General features: G+C 70.7%; 18 protein-coding genes. 10 read left to right on the forward strand and 8 right to left on the reverse strand.

Annotated features, from left to right (window positions below):
* The first annotated feature begins 92 nt into the window (after positions 1–92).
* Together DY218_RS19015 and DY218_RS19020 are read left to right on the forward strand one after the other, a co-directional pair.
* Positions 93–896, forward strand: coding sequence for a hypothetical protein (locus DY218_RS19015; RefSeq protein ID WP_128557276.1), 804 nt, complete (start codon positions 93–95; stop codon positions 894–896).
* 126 nt (positions 897–1,022) lie between these two features.
* Positions 1,023–1,352, forward strand: coding sequence for a rhodanese-like domain-containing protein (locus DY218_RS19020; protein WP_128557303.1), 330 nt, complete (start codon positions 1,023–1,025; stop codon positions 1,350–1,352).
* A 41-nt stretch (positions 1,353–1,393) separates the two neighbouring features.
* Here DY218_RS19020 and DY218_RS19025 read toward each other — a convergent pair whose 3' ends face one another.
* From DY218_RS19025 to paaA, 6 genes are all read right to left on the reverse strand, one after another.
* Complete coding sequence (locus DY218_RS19025; RefSeq protein WP_128557277.1) at positions 1,394–2,533, reverse strand: acyl-CoA dehydrogenase family protein; 1,140 nt, start codon at positions 2,531–2,533, stop codon at positions 1,394–1,396.
* 115 nt (positions 2,534–2,648) lie between these two features.
* A complete protein-coding gene (gene paaE / locus DY218_RS19030) occupies positions 2,649–3,725 on the reverse strand; it encodes a 1,2-phenylacetyl-CoA epoxidase subunit PaaE (RefSeq protein WP_128557278.1) in 1,077 nt (358 codons plus the stop codon).
* Entirely contained in the window at positions 3,725–4,294 is a 570-nt protein-coding gene (gene paaD / locus DY218_RS19035; RefSeq protein WP_128557279.1) for a 1,2-phenylacetyl-CoA epoxidase subunit PaaD, read from the reverse strand. The genes paaE and paaD overlap by 1 nt, the downstream gene beginning before the upstream one ends.
* A complete protein-coding gene (gene paaC, locus DY218_RS19040) occupies positions 4,288–5,052 on the reverse strand; it encodes a 1,2-phenylacetyl-CoA epoxidase subunit PaaC (RefSeq protein ID WP_128557280.1) in 765 nt (254 codons plus the stop codon). The genes paaD and paaC overlap by 7 nt, the downstream gene beginning before the upstream one ends.
* Positions 5,049–5,339, reverse strand: a complete 291-nt coding sequence (paaB, locus tag DY218_RS19045) for a 1,2-phenylacetyl-CoA epoxidase subunit PaaB (RefSeq protein WP_128557281.1) — start codon at positions 5,337–5,339, stop codon at positions 5,049–5,051. The genes paaC and paaB overlap by 4 nt, the downstream gene beginning before the upstream one ends.
* The gene (paaA, locus tag DY218_RS19050) at positions 5,336–6,337 is read right to left on the reverse strand and encodes a 1,2-phenylacetyl-CoA epoxidase subunit PaaA (RefSeq protein ID WP_128557282.1); all 1,002 of its coding nucleotides are present in this window, start codon (positions 6,335–6,337) and stop codon (positions 5,336–5,338) included. The genes paaB and paaA overlap by 4 nt, the downstream gene beginning before the upstream one ends.
* A 279-nt stretch (positions 6,338–6,616) precedes the next feature.
* Here paaA and DY218_RS19055 point away from each other — a divergent pair, with 279 nt between their 5' ends.
* The 3 genes from DY218_RS19055 (at position 6,617) to DY218_RS19065 (ending at position 9,644) form a co-directional block, all read left to right on the forward strand.
* Complete coding sequence (locus tag DY218_RS19055) at positions 6,617–7,393, forward strand: DUF5819 family protein (RefSeq protein WP_128557283.1); 777 nt, start codon at positions 6,617–6,619, stop codon at positions 7,391–7,393.
* The gene (locus DY218_RS19060) at positions 7,390–8,754 is read left to right on the forward strand and encodes an HTTM domain-containing protein (RefSeq protein ID WP_233521706.1); all 1,365 of its coding nucleotides are present in this window, start codon (positions 7,390–7,392) and stop codon (positions 8,752–8,754) included. Before DY218_RS19055 ends, DY218_RS19060 begins: the two co-directional genes overlap by 4 nt.
* A gap of 143 nt (positions 8,755–8,897) precedes the next feature.
* Positions 8,898–9,644, forward strand: a complete 747-nt coding sequence (locus DY218_RS19065) for a TrmH family RNA methyltransferase (RefSeq protein WP_128557304.1) — start codon at positions 8,898–8,900, stop codon at positions 9,642–9,644.
* A 27-nt stretch (positions 9,645–9,671) separates the two neighbouring features.
* Here DY218_RS19065 and paaN read toward each other — a convergent pair whose 3' ends face one another.
* Positions 9,672–11,363 carry a phenylacetic acid degradation protein PaaN gene (gene paaN / locus DY218_RS19070; RefSeq protein ID WP_128557285.1) on the reverse strand — a complete coding sequence of 564 codons (1,692 nt, stop codon included), beginning with the start codon at positions 11,361–11,363 and terminating at the stop codon, positions 9,672–9,674.
* Between the two features lie 213 nt (positions 11,364–11,576).
* Between paaN and DY218_RS19075 the strand changes: the two genes are divergently transcribed.
* Positions 11,577–13,091 (forward strand): 3-hydroxyacyl-CoA dehydrogenase, encoded by a 1,515-nt coding sequence (locus DY218_RS19075; RefSeq protein ID WP_128557286.1) that lies wholly within the window; start codon positions 11,577–11,579, stop codon positions 13,089–13,091.
* A complete protein-coding gene (locus tag DY218_RS19080) occupies positions 13,088–13,678 on the forward strand; it encodes a TetR/AcrR family transcriptional regulator (RefSeq protein WP_128557287.1) in 591 nt (196 codons plus the stop codon). The genes DY218_RS19075 and DY218_RS19080 overlap by 4 nt, the downstream gene beginning before the upstream one ends.
* 28 nt (positions 13,679–13,706) lie before the next feature.
* Here the strand turns inward: DY218_RS19080 and DY218_RS19085 are convergent, their stop codons facing one another.
* Positions 13,707–14,249 (reverse strand): Lrp/AsnC family transcriptional regulator, encoded by a 543-nt coding sequence (locus DY218_RS19085; protein ID WP_233521707.1) that lies wholly within the window; start codon positions 14,247–14,249, stop codon positions 13,707–13,709.
* Between the two features lie 187 nt (positions 14,250–14,436).
* On the opposite strand from DY218_RS19085, the gene pdhA reads away from it, so the two are divergent.
* The 3 genes from pdhA to DY218_RS19100 are packed head-to-tail and all read left to right on the forward strand — an operon-like array spanning position 14,437 to position 18,082.
* Positions 14,437–15,564, forward strand: a complete 1,128-nt coding sequence (pdhA, locus tag DY218_RS19090) for a pyruvate dehydrogenase (acetyl-transferring) E1 component subunit alpha (RefSeq protein ID WP_128557305.1) — start codon at positions 14,437–14,439, stop codon at positions 15,562–15,564.
* Positions 15,561–16,589, forward strand: a complete 1,029-nt coding sequence (locus DY218_RS19095; RefSeq protein ID WP_128557289.1) for an alpha-ketoacid dehydrogenase subunit beta — start codon at positions 15,561–15,563, stop codon at positions 16,587–16,589. Before pdhA ends, DY218_RS19095 begins: the two co-directional genes overlap by 4 nt.
* A complete protein-coding gene (locus DY218_RS19100) occupies positions 16,589–18,082 on the forward strand; it encodes a dihydrolipoamide acetyltransferase family protein (RefSeq protein WP_128557290.1) in 1,494 nt (497 codons plus the stop codon). The genes DY218_RS19095 and DY218_RS19100 overlap by 1 nt, the downstream gene beginning before the upstream one ends.
* The last annotated feature ends 98 nt before the right edge of the window (positions 18,083–18,180 follow it).

Raw genomic sequence — 18,180 nt, forward strand, 5'->3', positions numbered from 1 at the left:
GGGAGGGTGGGGGGAGGGGGAGGGGAGGCCCCCAGGGGTAGGTGCTCGACTTGCCGGATTGGGCCCCACCCCCCTTGCCCTACGCTGGTCGGGTGACAACCCCGGAACCGGAAACTGAGGCCGCGCGGCCGGAGGCCCGCCTCGAGCGGGCGGTGCGCGCCGCCGAGCAGGCATTGATCGAGTTCGAGATCGCGGTGGAGACGTTCCGGGTCGAGGTGGAGAATTTCTCCCGGCTCCATCACCAGAGACTCGGCCCTATGTATGCGCGGCTCGAGGAGCTCGATGCGTTGATCGCCGAGGCCAAGGCCTCGCGCAGTGGTGACGCGGAGGACGAGCGGCTGGCTCAGGAGCTGCGCGCTCGGGTCATGCCGATGCCGGACGTCTCGGAGTTGTTCCACGACTGGATCGATTCGGACGGGCTTTCTCCGGAGGCTGCGGCGATGCTCACCGATATGCCGGTGCAGGCGCCGCAGCGCGTGCGGCCCAGTGACGAGGCGCGGGCGCTGTTTCGTGAGTTGGTCCGTAAGGCGCATCCCGATCTGGCTCAGGACGAGCGTGAGCGGGAGCGGCGTGATGGGTTCATGACCCGTGTGAATGCCGCGTATGCCAGGGGTGACGAGGCCTTGTTGCGGGAGTTGTCGGAGGAGTGGTCGGCGGGCCCGGTTCCGCGGGAGCAGCAGCCGACGAGGAGCGAGGAGTTGTATGCGCGGCTCGAGTGGCTGGCGCAGCGTAAGGAGATGCTGACGTCGGTGGCGCGGGAGCTGGAGGAGAGCGCGATCGGGTCGATGCTGAAGATGGCTCCGGATGATCCGGATCGGCTGTTGGAGGAGATCGGCGAGCAGTTGCTTGCCCAGGTGGCGGAGCGGGAGTCGGACCTGGCGAAGATCGTCGACTGAGATCCGAAGATCGTCGGTTGAGATCGGCGCCTTCTGCTCGGATCGGCGTCTTCTTCGTGGGTGGTGCTCGGGCTCGTCGGGTGGGTGGGGTCGGGTAGCGTCGGGGGCATGGTTTTCGGTTCGGGTGTGCCCACGATCGGTGTCGGCGATATTGCTGACGGTGATGTTCTTCTCGATGTGCGGGAGGCCGACGAGTGGGAGGCGGGTCATGCGGCGGCCGCGCTGCATATCCCGATGAGTGAATTCGTCGCTCGGTACGGTGAGTTGACGGAGGCCGTGTCCGAGGGTGGGCGTGTGAGTGTGATCTGTCGTTCGGGTGGCCGGTCGGCTCAGGTGGCGATGTATCTGCTGCAGCAGGGCCTGGATGCGGTGAACGTCGATGGGGGCATGGCGGCGTGGGCCGCGGAGGGCCGGCCTGTGGTGGATGACGAGGGTCGGCCCGGCGCGGTGGTCTGAGTCGCGTTTGCGCGTGTGGCGGGGCCGCTTGTCCTTGTCGGTCAGCTGAGGGTGTGGGTGGCGAGGAGTTCGCCGAGGGTTTCTTCGTGCTGGGCTGCGGGGCCGAGGGACAGTTCGAGGTGTTTGGCCCAGGCGTGGTAGCGGTGCAGCGGGTAGTCGATGTCTGCTCCGAAGCCGCCGTGCAGGTGTTGTGCGGTCTGGACGACGCGGCGTACTCCGTCGGCGGCCCAGATCTTGGCGACGGCGATGTCGCCTGCTGCGGGTAGTGGGGCTTCGGCGTGGGTGGCGATGCGCCAGGCTGCTTGCCAGAGGGTGGCTTCCATGGCGCGTAGGTCGATGTAGCGGTCGGCGGCTTGTACGGCGACGGCTTGGAAGGTGGCCACGGGGTGGCCGAACTGCTCGCGTTTGCTGGTGTATTCGCTGGTCATCTTGAGGACGGCGGTGCCGAGGCCGAGGGCCAGGGCGCAGGTGCCGGTGGTGAGCAGTGCGTGGAGTTCTTCCCAGGCGCCGGCTGCTTGTATGAGGTGTTCGTGGGGTACGGGGACGGCGTCGAGGTGTAGTTCGGCGAGGCGTTCGCCGGTGGTGGAGGTTTGGTCGGCGAGGTGGAGGCCGTGGGCGTCGTGGGGGATGACGGCGAGCACGGTCTGGTTCTCGGGGGTATGGGCGGGGACGATGATGTGGTCGGCGTTGTGTGCCCAGGGGACTGCGGTGTGGATTCCGTCGAGGGTCCAGGTGTGGCCGGTGGGGTTGTTTCGGGCGGTGACGGCGAGGGTGGCGCTGTCGTGTCCGGTGCGGCCGTGGGCGGCGACGGTGAGGACGGTGCGGCCGTCGGCGATGTGGGGCAGTACGTGTTGTTTGAGTTGGGTGCTGCCGTGGGTCTGGATGGTGAGGGCGGCGGCGGTGTTTTCGAGGAGGGGTACGCGGGCCAGGGAGGCGGCTGCTTCGCGCAGGATGAGGCAGAGGGCGATGGCGTCGAGGTCTGCGCCGTCGTGGTCGCTGTTGAGGAGCAGGCTGAGGAGGTCGGCGTCGGCGAGGCGTTGCCACAGGTCGCGGTCGAAGTCGTCGGCGACGGGTCCGGGGGTGAGGGCGGGGCTGGGCACGGAGTCGGGTGTGACGTCGGCGAAGATGGCCTTGGCGGTTTCGGCTGCGGCTTGTTGTTCTTCGGTGAAGGTGAAGTCCACTGTTTGTCCTCCCTTTTGGCCCTTCGGGCTGACGGGCCGTCAAGATAGAACAGGTTCTATACGAAGGGAAGGCGTGGACGGGGTGGTGGATGGGCGGTGAGTGCGGGGGTGTGGGTCAGCGGTCGAAGTTGAGCTCCACTTGTTCGGTGGTGGGGTGGGACTGGCAGGCGAGGACGTAGCCGGCTTCGGTTTCTTCTGGTTCGAGCGCGTAGTTGCGGTCCATGCGGACTTCGCCGGTGACGAGGTGGGCGCGGCAGGTCCCGCAGACGCCGCCTTTGCAGGCGTAGGGGGCGTCGGAGCGGTTGCGCAGTACGGCGTCGAGGAGGCTTTCGCCTTCTTTGACGGGCCAGGTGCCGGAGCGGCCGTCGAGGGTTGCGGTGAGGGTGCTGTGTGCGGGGGCGTCGGTGCGTGCTGGTCGGGTGGTGGTGCCGTCGTCGATGTGGAAGATCTCTTCGTGGATGCGGGTGCGGGGGACGCCGAGGGTGCGGAGGGCTTTTTCGGCTCCTTGGACGAGGCCGAAGGGGCCGCAGAGGTACCAGCCGGTGGTGGCGTCGACGGGTAGGAGTGCGGGCAGGAGCCGGGTCAGTCGCTGTTCGTCGAGGCGTCCGGATGGCAGGCCGGTCTGGAGTTCTTCTCGGGAGAGCACGGTGACCAGTTGGAAGCGCTGTGGGTAGCGGTCTTTGAGGTCGGCCACTTCGTCGAGGAACATCGTGGAGGCTGCGGTGCGGTCGCTTCGTACGAGGCAGAACGTGGCGTCGGGTTCGCGGGCCAGGAGGGTGGCGGCGATGGACAGGACGGGGGTGATGCCGCTGCCGCCGACCACGGCCGCGTACTGTCCGGGGGCGGGCTGGAGGGTGAAGCGGCCTGCGGGGGTCATCACTTCGAGGGTGTCGCCGACGGTGATTTCTTTGTGTGCGTATGTGGAGAAGGCGCCGCCGTCGACGAGTCGTACGCCGACGCGCAGGGTTTCGGGTCCTGTGTCGTCGAGTACGGGGGAGCAGACCGAGTAGGTCCGGCGGATTTCCTTGCCGTCGACGGTGCGGCGGATGGCGAGGTGCTGGCCGGGGAGGTGGCGGTACTCGGTGCGCAGGTCGGCGGGGACGGCGAGGGTGAGGGCGATCGCGTCGTCGGTGAGTCGGTCGATGCGGGTGACTTGGAGTGGGTGGAAGCGGGTGGTGCTGCCGGCTGCCATCACAGTTCCTTGAAGTGGTCGAAGGGTTCGCGGCAGTTGAGGCAGCGGTGCAGGGCTTTGCAGGCGGTGGATGAGAAGCGGCTGAGCAGTTCGGTGTCGGTGGAGCCGCAGTGGGGGCAGGCGGGGGGCGGGGTGTCGGTGCGGGTGGGGCCGAGGCTGATGGTGATGGGGCCGGTGGTGTGTTGGGGTCTTGGGGGTGCGATGCCGAAGTCGGCGAGTTTGCGCAGTCCGTCGGGGGTGATGTCGTCCGTGGTCCAGGGAGGTGTGAGGACGGTGCGGACGGTGACGTGTGTGATGCCTGCGGTGTGGAGTGTGTGCTCGACGTCCGTGGCCATGTTCTGCAGGGCGGGGCATCCGGTGTAGGTGGGGGTGAGGTCGACTTGGGCGTGGTCGGGGGAGGTGAGCCGGACGTCGCGCAGTACGCCGAGTTCGGCGAGGGTGATGACGGGCAGTTCGGGGTCGGGGACTTGGCCGGCGAGGGTGCGCAGGTGTTCTTCGAGCGGGCTGGGTGCCTGCCGGTGTGGGGTGGTGGGGCGGGGCGGGGCTTCGGTGCCCGGGGTTTTCACCATGATGCCCCCGGGTGGCTGCGGTGCAGGTGCTGCATTTCGGCGAGCATGCGGCCGAATGTCTCGGTGTGGAGTCCTTGGCGTCCGGCGCCTGCGGTCCAGGCGCTGGTGCGGGGGCTTTCGGGGACGGTCAGGGTGGCTTGGGTGAGGGTGTCGGTGATGGCGGTGTGCCAGTTCGACTCGAGGGTGTGCAGGTCGAGTTGGAGGCCGTCGAGGTCTTGGAAGAGCTCGCCCGTGTAGCGCCACAGGGTGTCGATGGCGCGCTGCATTCGGTGGTGGCTTTCCGGGGTGCCGTCGCCGAGGCGGAGGGTCCACAGTTCTGCGTGTTCGCGGTGGTAGGCCGTTTCTTTTGCTGCTTTGGCGGCGAGTGCTCGGATGTCCGGGGCTGTGGTGTCTTCGGTGGCGGCGTCCGGGGCGGGGGTGGTGGCGAGTTGGGTGTGGAGTAGGTGGTGGTAGGTGGAGAAGTACAGCTGGCGGGCGATGGTGTGGGCGAAGTCGCCGTTGGGTTGTTCGACCAGCTGGGCGTTGCGGAAGGCTCGTTCTTCGCGGAGGTAGGCGAGTTCGTCTTCGTCGCCGAGGAGTGTGTAGAGGACTCTGGCCTGGCCGAGGAGGTCGAGGGCGATGTTGGCGAGGGCCACGTCTTCTTCGAGTACGGGGGCGTGGCCGGCCCACTCCCCCAGGCGCTGGGCGAGGACGAGGGCATCGTCGGCGAGGGCGAGGGCGGCGGGGGCCGCTTGGGGTTTGGTGGCGGGTGCGGTCACAGGTGCTGCACCCCCTCGGGGATCTCGTAGAACGTGGGGTGGCGGTAGGGCTTGTCGCCGGCGGGTTCGAAGAACGGGTCCTTCTCGTCGGGTGAGGAGGCGGTGATGGCTGCGGAGGGCACGACCCAGAGGGAGATGCCTTCGCCGCGGCGGGTGTAGAGGTCGCGGGCGTTGCGCAGGGCCAGTTCGGCGTCCGGGGCGTGCAGGCTGCCGGCGTGGGTGTGGGTGAGGCCGCGGCGGGCGCGTACGAAGACTTCCCACAGGGGCCATTCGGTGTTGCCGGTCATGCCGATTCCTCTCCCTGGCTAGTGCTGCCGCTGCCGCTGCCGCTGCTGTCGCTGCCGTTGCTTGTGCTGCTGCGGTGTTTCGCGGCGTGTGCGGCGGCTGCTTCGCGGACCCAGGCTCCTTCGTCGTGTGCGGTGCGGCGCTGGGTGATCCGCTGTTCGTTGCAGGGGCCGTTCCCCTTCAGGACCTGTTGGAATTCGGTCCAGTCGATGGGGCCGAAGTCGTGGTGTCCGCGGCTTTCGTTCCAGACGAGGTCCGGGTCGGGGAGGGTGAGGCCGAGGCTTTCGGCCTGGGGGACGCAGATGTCGACGAAGCGCTGGCGCAGGTCGTCGTTCGAGTGGCGTTTGATCTTCCAGGCCATGGACTGGGCGGAGTGTGCCGATGCGTCGTCCGGGGGGCCGAACATCATGAGGGACGGCCACCACCAGCGGTCGACCGCGTCCTGGGCCATGGCGTGCTGGGCCGGGGTGCCGCGGCTGAGGGCGAGGAGTGATTCGTATCCCTGGCGCTGGTGGAAGGACTCCTCCTTGCAGATCCGGACCATGGCGCGGGCGTACGGGCCGTAGGAGCAGCGGCAGAGGGGGACTTGGTTGGTGATGGCGGCGCCGTCGACCAGCCAGCCGATGGCGCCGACGTCGGCCCAGGTCAGCGTCGGGTAGTTGAAGATCGACGAGTATTTCTGGCGGCCGGTGTGGAGTTTGTCGAGGAGCTCGTCGCGGCTTGTGCCGAGGGTTTCTGCCGCGCTGTAGAGGTAGAGGCCGTGGCCTGCTTCGTCCTGGACCTTGGCGATGAGGATGGCTTTTCGGCGCAGTGAGGGGGCGCGGGTGATCCAGTTGGCCTCGGGCTGCATGCCGATGATCTCGGAGTGGGCGTGCTGGGCGATCTGCCGTACGAGGGTGGCTCGGTAGGCGTCGGGCATCCAGTCGCGTGGCTCGATGCGCTCGTCGGCGGCGACGGCTGCGTCGAATGCGGTGGCGTGGTCCACGGTGGCCGTTGCCATGCCTGGTCCCCTGTCTGCTCGGCCCTGCTCTGACCCGTCCGGCTTGTCTGTCTCTGTGCGTTTGTCTGCGCGGGTTTGTCTGTGCGCGTCTGTCTCGGTCTGCCCTACCCGCCGACCGACCGATCGTTCGGTTAGTAGATTTCAATGGTGGGACCCACGGCCGTAACGTGTCAACCCTGTGGATAACCTCGGGGACCCTGTGCGAAGAGGCAGCGCCTGAGTAGCGTTTCGGGGCGGAAGTGGCGGCAGCGCGCATGCGCGGCACGGGAGCGGGGCGGAATGGACGCGGAGGCCTTGGACGAGGGCGGGAGCGAGGGCACACCTGCCCCGCCCGCACCCGACGGCCCGCTCCCGCCTGCCCCGTCGCCCGACGCCGAGGGGCCGAGCGCTCCGGACGCCGGCATGGGCGGGCTCTCGCTCCCGTACCAGATAGCCGCCGTCGTCGCCCTGGCCGCCGTCCTGGTCGTCGCCTGTGTGCACGTCACCATGGTCTTTCTGCACGTGGCACCGGCCAACGCCGTGACGAAGCAGCACGGCGAGGCGGTCGGCGACTGGATATACCCCGAGTTCGAACAGAACTGGAAGCTCTTCGCCCCCAATCCACTGCAGCAGAACGTCGCCGTCCAGGCCCGCGCCGAGATACGGACGTCCGACGGCGGGACCCGAGAGACCGGCTGGTACAACCTCTCCGCGCGTGACGGCGCCGCCATCGACGGCAATCTCGTACCCAGCCACACCCAGCAGAACGAACTGCGCCGGGCCTGGGACTTCTACACCTCGTCGCACGACCGCGGCGACAAGCCGAACGGTCTGCGCGGCGACCTGTCCGAGCGCTATCTGCGCCGGGTGGTCGTGCTGCGCCTGGCGGACGAACTCGCGGGCGAACCCGCCGGCGGACCCGCGGGCGGCACCATCGAGCGGCTGCGCATCCGCTCGGCCACCACGAACGTCCAGCCGCCGCCGTGGAGCGACGAGAAGGTCTCCAAGAAGCCCGTGTACCGCGAACTTCCCTGGTGGAACGTGCCCACCGACGACCTGGAGGTGCAGGCGCGGTGAGGCGACTCGACCGGCCGCTCGCGCGCCTCGCGCACGGCGTGGAACGCGTGACGGCGACGGCGCTCGGCCCGTACCAGAGTGCCGTCGTACGGATCGGCTTCGCGGCCACCTGGCTGCTCTTCCTGCTGCGCGAGTTCCCGCACCGGCACCGGCTCTACGGTCCCGACGGGCCCTGGAGCTGGCGCCTGGCACAGGAGCTGATCGCGGACAACGGGTCGTTCACGGCCCTGATGTGGTCCGACAGCCGCGGCTGGTTCGAGATCGTCTACGCCCTGGCGATGCTCAGCAGCGTGCTGCTGCTGCTGGGGTGGCGCACCCGGACCATGTCGGTGCTGTTCATGATCGGTGTGCTGTCGCTGCAGAACCGGAGCGTCTTCGTCGGGGACGGCGGCGACAACGTCATCCACCTGATGGCGATGTATCTGGTGCTCACGCGGTGCGGACAGGTCTGGTCCCTGGACGCGCGTCGTGCGGCACGCGCGCGTGAGCACGGTGCGGCACGCGCGCGTGAGCACGGTGCGGCACGCGCGCGTGAGCACGGTGTCGAGGGCCGCCCCACGGACCGTGTCGGCCCCGTGCTGTGGTGGTTCTGCGGACTCGGCCTCTCCGTGGTGACCTTCATGGGCGTGCTCGGCTGGGGATGGAGCCTCATCTTCTGGGGCTTCTGGCTGGTGCACGGTGTGTGGTGGGCGCTCGGCCAGTACGCGCCGTACGGGGAGCCGCGGGCCCTGTTCCGCGTCGTCGGCAATCTGATCCACAATGCCGCGCTGCTCGTGATCATGGCGGAGGCCTGTCTGATCTATGCGACGGCCGGGTGGTACAAGGTCCAGGGCAGCCGTTGGCAGGACGGCACGGCCGTGCACTACCCGCTGAAGCTGGACTACTTCTCGCCCTGGCCGGCGCTCGGCGATCTGCTCGTCTCCAGTGCCGTGCTGCTCACTCTGGTGACGTACGGGACCGTCATCGTCCAGGTCGCCTTCCCGTTCACGCTCTTCAACCGCCGGGTGAAGAACGTGCTGCTCGCATTCATGATCACGGAGCATGCGGTGATCGCCGTGCTGCTCGGGCTGCCGTTCTTCTCGCTCGCGATGATCGCCGCGGACGCCGTGTTCCTGCCGACGTCGTTCCTGCAGCGGGTCGGGCGGGCGGTGGTGCGCTGTCGTGCCGCGCTGCTGTCCGTGGTCCGGTCGAGGGGCCGCCGGTACGAGGGTGCGCGGGCCGGAGAAGCGGGCGGGGACGAACAGGGTGAACAGGGTGAACAGGAGGCAGTGGCGGCCGACGGGGAGACGTCGGGCGGGAGCGGTGGTGGTCCGGACGGCGGCGAGGCCGAGGATCACGCGCGCGTAGGCTTCACTCCGTGAACGCGGCGCGAGGCGATCGGACGAACGGACCCGACCGGGCGGCCTCCTCGCCGTCGGGACCCGTGCCGGCCCTCGACAGGGCCGAGACCGCCGATGTCCCCGCCTCAGGGCCGCCGACCACGACTCCGACCACGGACGCGGCCCTGGCCCGCTGGACCGCGCTCCGCGACGGTGCGGTGCTGCTCGACGGGTTCCACGCGCTCAAGCACGCCCTGCGCTTCGACGCGCACGTCGCCACGGCCCTGACCAGCGATCTTCAAGCGGTACGTGCGCTGGCCGACGAGCTGGCCCCGGATGTCGCCGACGCCGTCGCCGAAGCGGCCACCGAGGTCCCCGCCGCCGTACTGCGTGAACTGCTCCCCCGCCTGCACCCGACCGGGATCGCCGCGCTCGCCGCCCGCCCGGCGCGCGCCGACAACCTCGCGGCCCTGACCCGTACGCCCCGCACCGCACCCGTCGTCGTGCTCGACAACCCGCGCAATCTGGGGAACGCCGGTGCCGTCATCCGCCTCGCGGCCGGCTTCGGCGCGACGGGTGTGGTCACCACCGGCACCCTCGACCCCTGGCACCCGAACGTCGTGCGCGGTGCGGCCGGGCTGCATTACGCCACCGCCGTCGAGCATCTGCCCGTGGACGCGCTGCCCGCCGGGCCCCTCTACGCACTCGACCCGGAGGGCGAGGACATCCGCACCCTCGAGCTGCCCGACGACGCCCTGCTGGCCTTCGGGTCGGAGCGCAGCGGCATCACCGACGAGCTGCGCGCGCGTGCCGACGCCCTGGTGTCGCTGCCGATGCGCCCCCAGGTGTCCAGTTACAACCTGGCGACCAGTGTGGGCATGGCCCTCTTCCACTGGTCGGCGGCCGGCTGGTCGGCGGCCGGCGGCCGCTGACGGGTCCGCCGGCCACGCGCGCGTACGTCACGCCTCGCGGCGGACCTCGACCACCCGGAAGCGGTTGGCGACGAATGCGGCGTCGCACAGTGCCGCGTTCGCCGCCGGGTTGCCGCCCGAGCCGTGGAAGTCGGAGAACGCCGCGGTCTGGTTGACGTACACCCCGCCCGTCAGGTTCAACGAGAGCTGGGCGCACTCCTCGAAGCAGACCTCCTCGAGGGCGCGCTCCGTGTCGGCGGACGTGGTGTACGCGCCGACGGTCATGGCGCCCTTGTCGCGGATGGTGCGGCGCAGCAGCTCCACCGCGTCGGCCGTCGAGTCCACGGCGACGGCGAAGGACACCGGGCCGAAGCATTCGTCCAGGTAGACCGATTCGGTGTCCGGTTTGCTGCCGTCGAGCTTGACGATGACGGGGGAGCGGACGACGGCGTCCGGGAACTCCGGGTGGGTGATGTCGCGGGAGGCCAGGGCGACTTCGCCGAGGCCGCCGGCCGCCTCGAGTCGGGCCTTGACGTCCGGGTTGACCAGGGCGCCGAGGAGGGCGGAGGCCCGGGCGTCGTCACCGAGGAGGCCGCCGACGGCGTCCGACAGGTCACCGAGCACCTCGTCGTACGTCTTCGGGCCGGCGTCCGTGGTGATGCCGTCGCGGGGGATCAGCAGATTCTGCGGGGTGGTGCACATCTGGCCGCTGTAGAGCGAGAGGGAGAACGCCAGATTGGCCAGCATGCCGCGGTAGTTGTCGGTGGAGTCGATGACCACCGTGTTGACCCCGGCCTTTTCCGTGTACACCTGGGCCTGGCGGGCGTTGGCCTCGAGCCAGTCGCCGAAGGCGGTGGAGCCCGTGTAGTCGATGATCTTCACTTCGGGGCGCAGGGCGAGGGTCTTGGCGATGCCTTCGCCGGGCCTCTCGGCGGCGAGCGCCACGAGATCGGGGTCGAAGCCGGCTTCGGCGAGCACCTCGCGGGCCACTCGCACGGTGAGCGCGAGCGGCAGTACGGCCCGCGGGTGTGGCTTGACCAGGACCGGGTTCCCGGTGGCGAGGGAGGCGAAGAGGCCCGGGTAGCCGTTCCAGGTGGGGAAGGTGTTGCAGCCGATGAGCAGGGCGATGCCGCGGGGGACCGGGGTGAACTGCTTGCGCAGATTGAGCGGGTCGCGCTTGCCCTGGGGCTTGCTCCAGTCCGCCGCCTCGGGGGTGCGGACCTGGTCCACGTACGCGTAGGTGACCGCTTCGAGGCCGCGGTCCTGGGCGTGCGGGCCGCCGGCCTGCAGGGCCATCATGAAGGCCTGGCCGCTGGTGTGCATGACGGCGTGCGCGAATTCGTGGGTGCGCGCGCTGATCCGCGCGAGGATCTCCAGGCAGACCGCGGCCCGCACCTCGGCGCCGGCGTCCCGCCAGGCCGGGATGGCCGCGCGCATCGCGGGCAGCAGCACGTCGATGTCCGGGTGCGGGTACTCGATGCCCAACTCGGGGCCGTACGGGGAGACTTCGCCGCCCGTCCAGGCGTCGGTGCCGGGCTGGTCGAGGTCGAAGCGGCGGCCGAGGAGCGCGTCGAAGGCGGCCTTGCCGTCCGCGGCGCTCAGTGTGCCGTTCTCCCCGTAGGCCTTGGGGTGTTCCGGGTGGGGGGACCAGTACGCCCGGGTGCGGATCGTTTCGAGCGCCTGGTCGAGTGTGGGGCGGTGCTTCTCGATCAGGTCGTGAGCGGTGAGCTCGGCGGCCATGACGGACCAACTCCTCAACGGACCGGCTCCTCGTCGAGCCGGCGGGCCGGGCAGATGCGGGCGGGTACTGGCGGGTGTGCGCGATTGCGGCGGGTGTGGGAACGGCTGGGCTCCGGTCGGACCGGACGGCTAGAGTTAGCGTAACCGAACGATCGGTCGGGACAAGGGGGTCGGCCGAACCTGTGGAAAACCCCCTGCGGGAGGATCGCGGGCATGACAGGACTCGACTCCAGGACCCCGGTGGCCGTCGTCGGCACGGGGACCATGGGCCAGGGCATCGCCCAGGTCGCCCTTCTCGCGGGACACTCCGTCCGGCTCCACGACGCGATACCCGGGCGGCCCGATCAGGCCGCGGAACAGCTCGCCGCCCGGCTGGCCAGGCTCGTGGAGAAGGGCCGGCTCACCGACGACGCCAGGACGGCGGCCCTCGCCCGGCTGACCCCCGTCGCGAGCCTCGACGAGCTCGCCGGCTGCGGTCTCGTGGTGGAGGCGGTTCTCGAGCAACTCGACGTCAAGCAAGGCCTGATGCGGGCCCTCGAGGCGGTCGTCGACACGGACTGTCTGCTGGCGACGAACACCTCGTCGCTGTCCGTCACCGCCATCGCCGGAGCCCTCGAACACCCGGGCCGCTGCGTCGGACTGCACTTCTTCAACCCCGCTCCCCTGATGCCCCTGGTCGAGGTCGTCAGCGGCTTCGCCACGGACGAATCGTGCGCCACGCGCGCGTACGACACGGCGAAGGACTGGGGCAAGACCCCGGTGAGCTCGGCGGACACACCGGGCTTCATCGTCAATCGCGTGGCACGCCCCTTCTACGCCGAGGCCCTGCGCGTGTACGAGGAGCAGGCCGCGGATCCGGCGACCATCGATGCGGTGCTGCGTGAGTGCGGCGGATTCCGGATGGGCCCCTTCGAACTGACCGACCTGATCGGCCAGGACGTCAACGAGGCGGTGACACGCTCGGTGTGGGAAGCCTTCTACCAGGACCCGAAGTTCACACCGTCGCTCGCCCAGCGCAGGCTCGTCGAATCGGGCCGGCTCGGCCGGAAGTCCGGCCGGGGCTGGTTCGACCACAGCGGGCAGGAGCGGCCCGTACCGCGCACCGAACCGGCCGCGCCGGCCGTGGAATCGGTCGTGGTGAGCGGGCACCTCGGCCCGGCCGAGCCGCTCGTCGGGCTCCTGGAGGAGGCCGGCGTGGGCGTCTCCCGGGTGGGTGCGCAGGACGACGCTCCGGCCGTCCTGCTGCCCGGCGGCGGCCGATTGGTGCTCGCCGGCGCCCAGGACCCCGGCGGCGACGTCGTGCGCTTCGACCTGTCCTTCGACTACCGCGCGGCCACCCGGATCGCCGTGGCGGCCGGCGACTCCGCCTCGCCGTACACCGTCCAGGAGGCCGTGGGCCTGTTCCAGGCGCTCGGCAAGCAGGTGTCCCTGATCGACGACATGCCCGGCCTGATCGTCGCCCGTACGGTGGCGATGCTCGTGGACTTCGCCGCCGATGCAGTGGCCCGCGCGGTGGCGGGCGAGGAGGACGTGGACACCGCGATGCGGCTCGGCGTCAACTACCCCGTACCGCTGCTCGCCTGGGCGCGCGAGGCCGGACACCGGCATCTCGTCCGTACGCTGCAGACGCTGCACGAGCACCACCCCACCGGGCGATACGCCCCCGGCCGCGGCCTGGTGCGCCGCGCCCGCGCGGAGAAGGCAGAGAAGGACGAGGTCGTGGCATGAGCGCAGTGAAACGGGACACGTACACCCCGCAGAGCCTCCTCGCGGTGGCGGTGCAGGTCTTCAACGAGCGTGGTTACGACGGCACTTCCATGGAGCACCTGTCCAAGGCGGCCGGCATCTCCAAGTCCTCGATCTACCACCATGTGGCGAGCAAGGAGGACCTGCTGCGACGTGCGGTCAGCCGTGCACTCGACGGCCTCTTCGGGATCCTCGACGAGGAGCACGCGCGCGTGGGGCGTGCCGTGGAACGCCTCGAGTACGTGACCCGGCGCATGGTCGAGGTGCTCACCGCCGAACTTCCGTACGTCACGCTGCTGTTGCGGGTGCGGGGGAACACGGACACCGAGCAGTGGGCGATGGAACGGCGCCGCGAGTTCGACCACCAGGTGGCCGAGCTGTTCGAGGCTGCGGTGGCGGACGGCGATCTGCGGGCGGACGTCGAGGGCAGGCTGGCGACCCGGCTGCTCTTCGGGATGATCAACTCGGTGGTGGAGTGGTATCGGCCCGAGGTCCGCGGCGCCGACGGGCCGGCGGTGGCCGACGCGGTGGTGCAATTGGCGTTCCACGGGCTGCGTACCGACACCTGAGTCCGACGTGGGGCGCATGCGCCGGCAGCTACGGGGCCGGATCGAGGTCGGTCTCCTCGAAGACGAGCAGGGTGCGCGTGCTGAGCACCTCCGGGATGGCCTGCAGCCGGGTGAGCACCAGCTCGCGCAGGGCCCGGTTGTCCGGCGAGTGCACCAGGAGCAGCACGTCGAAGTCGCCGCTGACCAGGGCGATGTGGGCGGCGCCCGGCAGGTCGCGCAGCTGCGCGCGCACGGTCCGCCAGGAGTTCTGCACGATCTTCAGGGTGATGTATGCGGAGGCGCCCTGGCCCGCCCGTTCGTGGTTGACGCGGGCGCCGAATCCGCGGATGACGCCGTCCTCGATGAGCCGATTGATCCGGGCGTAGGCATTGGCCCGGGACACATGGACGCGTTCGGCGACGGAGCGTATCGAGGCGCGGCCGTCCGCCTGGAGCATGCGCAGGATGTCGCGGTCGATGGAGTCGAGCGGCCGCGGCGGCGGCATCGCAGGAAGCTGATCCTCCGCCTCGGCCGGCGGCTGCGGGTCCGGCGCTCCGGCCTCGTCGCCGTCGGCCATTCGTTCAGATGCCATGTGCCCCCGCCTCCCTACCATGGACGTACTGCATCCATACCAGGCTGTGGAGAACCGTTTGTCCACAGCCTGGAGGTGCCTGTAGCCAAAATGCGCCGGCGACCGAACAATCGGTAGGTGAGGCGCGTCACACCCAGCGTGCCGTCCTGTCCGCTCCCACGAGGAGGTGCACGCGGTGACCGAGCACATGACGGTCATGGAGCAGCGAGCGGCCCACCGGCCCGCCCCGCCGCCCGCCTGGAAGCTTCGTACGGACCCGGGGCCGCTGCTCCCGGAGGCCGAGCCGCGGCGGGTGCTCGGCACGCCTGCGGCGGCGAAGGCGGACCCGCAGCTGCTGCGCGCCCTGTACGAGCAGCTGGTCCGCGGCCGTCGGTACAACGCGCAGGCGACGGCCCTCACCAAGCAGGGCAGACTCGCGGTCTATCCGTCGAGCACGGGTCAGGAGGCCTGCGAGGTCGCCGCCGCCCTGGTGCTCGAGGAGCAGGACTGGCTGTTCCCGAGCTATCGGGACACGCTCGCCGCGGTCGCCCGCGGCCTCGACCCGGTGCAGGCCCTGTCCCTGCTCCGCGGCGACTGGCACACCGGATACGACCCGCGCGAGCACCGGATCGCCCCGCTCAGCACCCCGCTGGCCACCCAGCTGCCGCATGCGGTGGGCCTGGCCCACGCCGCGCGGCTGCGCGGCGACGACACGGTGGCGCTCGCCCTGGTCGGTGACGGCGGCACCAGCGAGGGCGACTTCCACGAGGCGCTGAACTTCGCGGCGGTCTGGCAGGCCCCGGTGGTCTTCCTGGTGCAGAACAACGGCTTCGCCATCTCCGTCCCGCTGCACAAGCAGACGGCGGCCCCGTCCCTCGCCCACAAGGCGGTCGGGTACGGCATGCCGGGCCGGCTCGTCGACGGCAATGACGCGGTGGCCGTGCACCAGGTGCTCGACGAGGCCGTGCGCCACGCGCGCGAGGGCGGCGGCCCGACCCTGGTGGAGGCGGTCACCTACCGCCTCGAGGCGCATACGAACGCGGACGACGCCACCCGCTACCGGGACGACGAGGAGGTGGCGGCCTGGCGTGCACACGACCCGATCGTCCTCCTGGAGAAGGAGCTCACCGACCGCGACCTCCTGGACGAGTCCGGGATACAGGCGGCCCGGGACGCGGCCGACGCGTTCGCGGCGGGACTGCGCGAGCGGATGAACCAGGACGCGGAGCTCGACCCGATGGACCTGTTCCGTCACATCTACGCGGAGCAGACTCAGCAACTACGCGAGCAGGCCGCTCAGTTGCGCGCCGAGCTCGAGGCGGAGGACGAGCGATGACCACCACCGCGCCCGCCCCGGCCGCCGCCGCGGGCACCAAACCGGCCTCCATGGCGCAGGCCCTGCAGCGCGCCCTGCGGGACGCACTGACCGAGGACCCGACCGTGCATGTGATGGGTGAGGACGTCGGCGCGCTCGGCGGGGTCTTCCGCATCACCGACGGGCTCGCCGCCGACTTCGGCGAGGAGCGCTGCACAGACACCCCGCTGGCCGAGGCGGGCATCCTCGGCACGGCGGTGGGCATGGCGATGTACGGGCTGCGGCCGGTCGTGGAGATGCAGTTCGACGCCTTCGCCTATCCGGCGTTCGAGCAGCTGATCTCGCACGTCTCGCGGATGCGGAACCGCACACGGGGCGCGATGCCCCTGCCGATCACCATCCGGGTGCCGTACGGCGGCGGGATCGGTGGCGTCGAGCACCACAGCGACTCCTCCGAGGCGTACTACCTGGCGACGCCCGGGCTGCATGTGGTGACGCCGGCGACCGTCGCCGACGCATACGGACTGCTGCGGCAGTCGATCGCATCGGATGATCCGGTCGTGTTCCTCGAGCCCAAGCGGCTCTACTGGTCGAAGGACGTGTGGAACCCGGAAGCGCCGTCGTCCGTAGAGGAGTTGGGCCGGGCGGCGGTCAGGCGCGCCGGGCGGAGCGCGACACTGATCACCTACGGCCCGTCGCTGCCGGTGTGCCTGGAGGCGGCGGAGGCGGCCCGCGCGGAGGGGTGGGACCTCGAGGTGGTGGACCTGCGTTCGCTCGTGCCCTTCGACGACGCCACGGTCTGCGCCAGCGTGCGCCGCACCGGACGGGCGGTGATCGTGCACGAGGCGGCCGGATTCGGCGGGCCCGGCGGGGAGATCGCCGCGCGGGTCACGGAGCGGTGCTTCCATCATCTGGAGGCCCCGGTTCTGCGGGTCACCGGATTCGACATTCCCTATCCGCCGCCGATGCTCGAGCGGCATCATCTGCCGGGAGTCGACCGGATCCTGGACGCGGTGGCGCGGCTGCAGTGGGAGGCGGAGAGCTGATGGCGCAGGTGCTCGAGTTCACGCTGCCCGATCTCGGTGAGGGCCTCACCGAGGCGGAGATCGTGCGCTGGCTGGTGGACGTGGGCGAGGTGGTGGCCGTCGACCAGCCGGTCGTCGAGGTCGAGACGGCCAAGGCGATGGTCGAGGTGCCGTGCCCGTACGCGGGTGTGGTGACGGCGCGCTTCGGTGCGGAGGGTGCGGAACTGCCGGTGGGCGCCCCGCTGTTGACCGTCGCGGTGGGGGCGTCCGAGACGGCGGAGCCCGCCGCTGCGTCCGGCGCGTCCGGCGCCTCGTCGGCCGGTGAGCGGCAGTCGGGGGAGAGCGGACCGGAGACGCAGGAGTCCGGCAATGTGCTGGTGGGGTACGGGACCACGGCCCCGCCCGTCCGCCGGCGCCGAGTGCGGGCACAGGGCCCGGCGAGCGCGCGAGAGGCCACGGCCGGCGATGGTCCGGCCGGTTCGGTCTCACCTGCCGTGGCCGCTGAGGCCGGCAGCGACCTCCCCAGCGACCTCCCCACGGACCGAGCCGTGCACGCCGTGCGGCGCCCCGAGGACTCCGCCGGCGCCGCGGACACCGCGGACATCGCCGCGAGTGAGGGCCCCGTACCGGTGATTTCCCCGCTGGTGCGCCGCCTCGCCCGCGAACACGGGCTCGATCTCCGCGAGTTGAACGGCTCCGGCCCCGACGGCCTCATCCTGCGCGCCGACGTCGAGTACGCCCTGAGAGCGGCCGGGTCGCCCGCGCGCAGCACAGCGGCGGACCGGCCCGCCGCCCCGGCGCAGGCGCCTGCCGCCACCGACGCGGACACGGTACGGGTCCCCCTCAAGGGAGTCCGCGGTGCCGTCGCCGACAAGCTGGCCCGCAGCCGCCGGGAGATCCCCGACGCGACCTGCTGGGTGGACGCGGACGCGACGGAACTGCTGCGGACACGCGCGGTGATGAACGCGGCGGGCGGACCGAAGATCTCCGTCCTGGCGCTCTTCGCGCGCATCTGCGTCGCCGCCCTCGACCGGCATCCGGAGCTCAACTCGATGGTGGACACGGAGGCCAGGGAGGTCGTCCGGCTCGACCGGGTCCACCTCGGGTTCGCGGCGCAGACCGACCGCGGCCTGATGGTCCCGGTGGTGCGGGACGCGCACGGGCTCGGCGCGGAGTCGCTCAGCACCGAGTTCGCCCGGCTCACCGAGGCCGCTCGCGAGGGCCGGCTGTCCCCGGCGGAGCTGACCGGCGGCACCTTCACGCTGAACAACTACGGAGTGTTCGGAGTGGACGGCTCCACTCCGATCATCAACCACCCCGAGGCCGCCATGCTGGGCGTCGGCCGCATAGCCCAGAAGCCCTGGGTGCACGACGGCGAGCTGGCGGTCCGCCAGGTGGTGCAGCTCTCGCTGACCTTCGACCACCGCGTCTGCGACGGCGGCACGGCGGGCGGCTTCCTTCGGTACGTGGCGGACTGCGTCGAGCAGCCGTCGGTGCTGCTGCGCACGCTCTGACCGGTCGCGCCGCGACCTGGGGCCCGGGGGTGGCGCGGGTGCGGCTTGTGGCGATACTCGGTGGGTGACCTCGAACGACGGCACGCCCGCCACGCCCG

The sequence above is a fragment of the Streptomyces triticagri genome (assembly GCF_003429565.1).
Taxonomy (GTDB): domain Bacteria; phylum Actinomycetota; class Actinomycetes; order Streptomycetales; family Streptomycetaceae; genus Streptomyces; species Streptomyces triticagri.

Bases quoted from the DNA above. Each gene is read 5' to 3' on its own strand.
- paaN (WP_128557285.1), bottom strand. From the start codon at position 11,363: ATGGCCGCCGAGCTCACCGCTCACGACCTGATCGAGAAGCACCGCCCC.
- paaB (WP_128557281.1), bottom strand. From the start codon at position 5,339: ATGACCGGCAACACCGAATGGCCCCTGTGGGAAGTCTTCGTACGCGCC.
- DY218_RS19075 (WP_128557286.1), top strand. From the start codon at position 11,577: ATGACAGGACTCGACTCCAGGACCCCGGTGGCCGTCGTCGGCACGGGG.
- DY218_RS19100 (WP_128557290.1), top strand. From the start codon at position 16,589: ATGGCGCAGGTGCTCGAGTTCACGCTGCCCGATCTCGGTGAGGGCCTC.
- paaE (WP_128557278.1), bottom strand. From the start codon at position 3,725: ATGGCAGCCGGCAGCACCACCCGCTTCCACCCACTCCAAGTCACCCGC.
- DY218_RS19085 (WP_233521707.1), bottom strand. From the start codon at position 14,249: ATGGCATCTGAACGAATGGCCGACGGCGACGAGGCCGGAGCGCCGGAC.
- pdhA (WP_128557305.1), top strand. From the start codon at position 14,437: ATGACGGTCATGGAGCAGCGAGCGGCCCACCGGCCCGCCCCGCCGCCC.
- DY218_RS19055 (WP_128557283.1), top strand. From the start codon at position 6,617: ATGGACGCGGAGGCCTTGGACGAGGGCGGGAGCGAGGGCACACCTGCC.
- paaA (WP_128557282.1), bottom strand. From the start codon at position 6,337: ATGGCAACGGCCACCGTGGACCACGCCACCGCATTCGACGCAGCCGTC.
- DY218_RS19095 (WP_128557289.1), top strand. From the start codon at position 15,561: ATGACCACCACCGCGCCCGCCCCGGCCGCCGCCGCGGGCACCAAACCG.
- paaD (WP_128557279.1), bottom strand. From the start codon at position 4,294: ATGGTGAAAACCCCGGGCACCGAAGCCCCGCCCCGCCCCACCACCCCA.
- DY218_RS19080 (WP_128557287.1), top strand. From the start codon at position 13,088: ATGAGCGCAGTGAAACGGGACACGTACACCCCGCAGAGCCTCCTCGCG.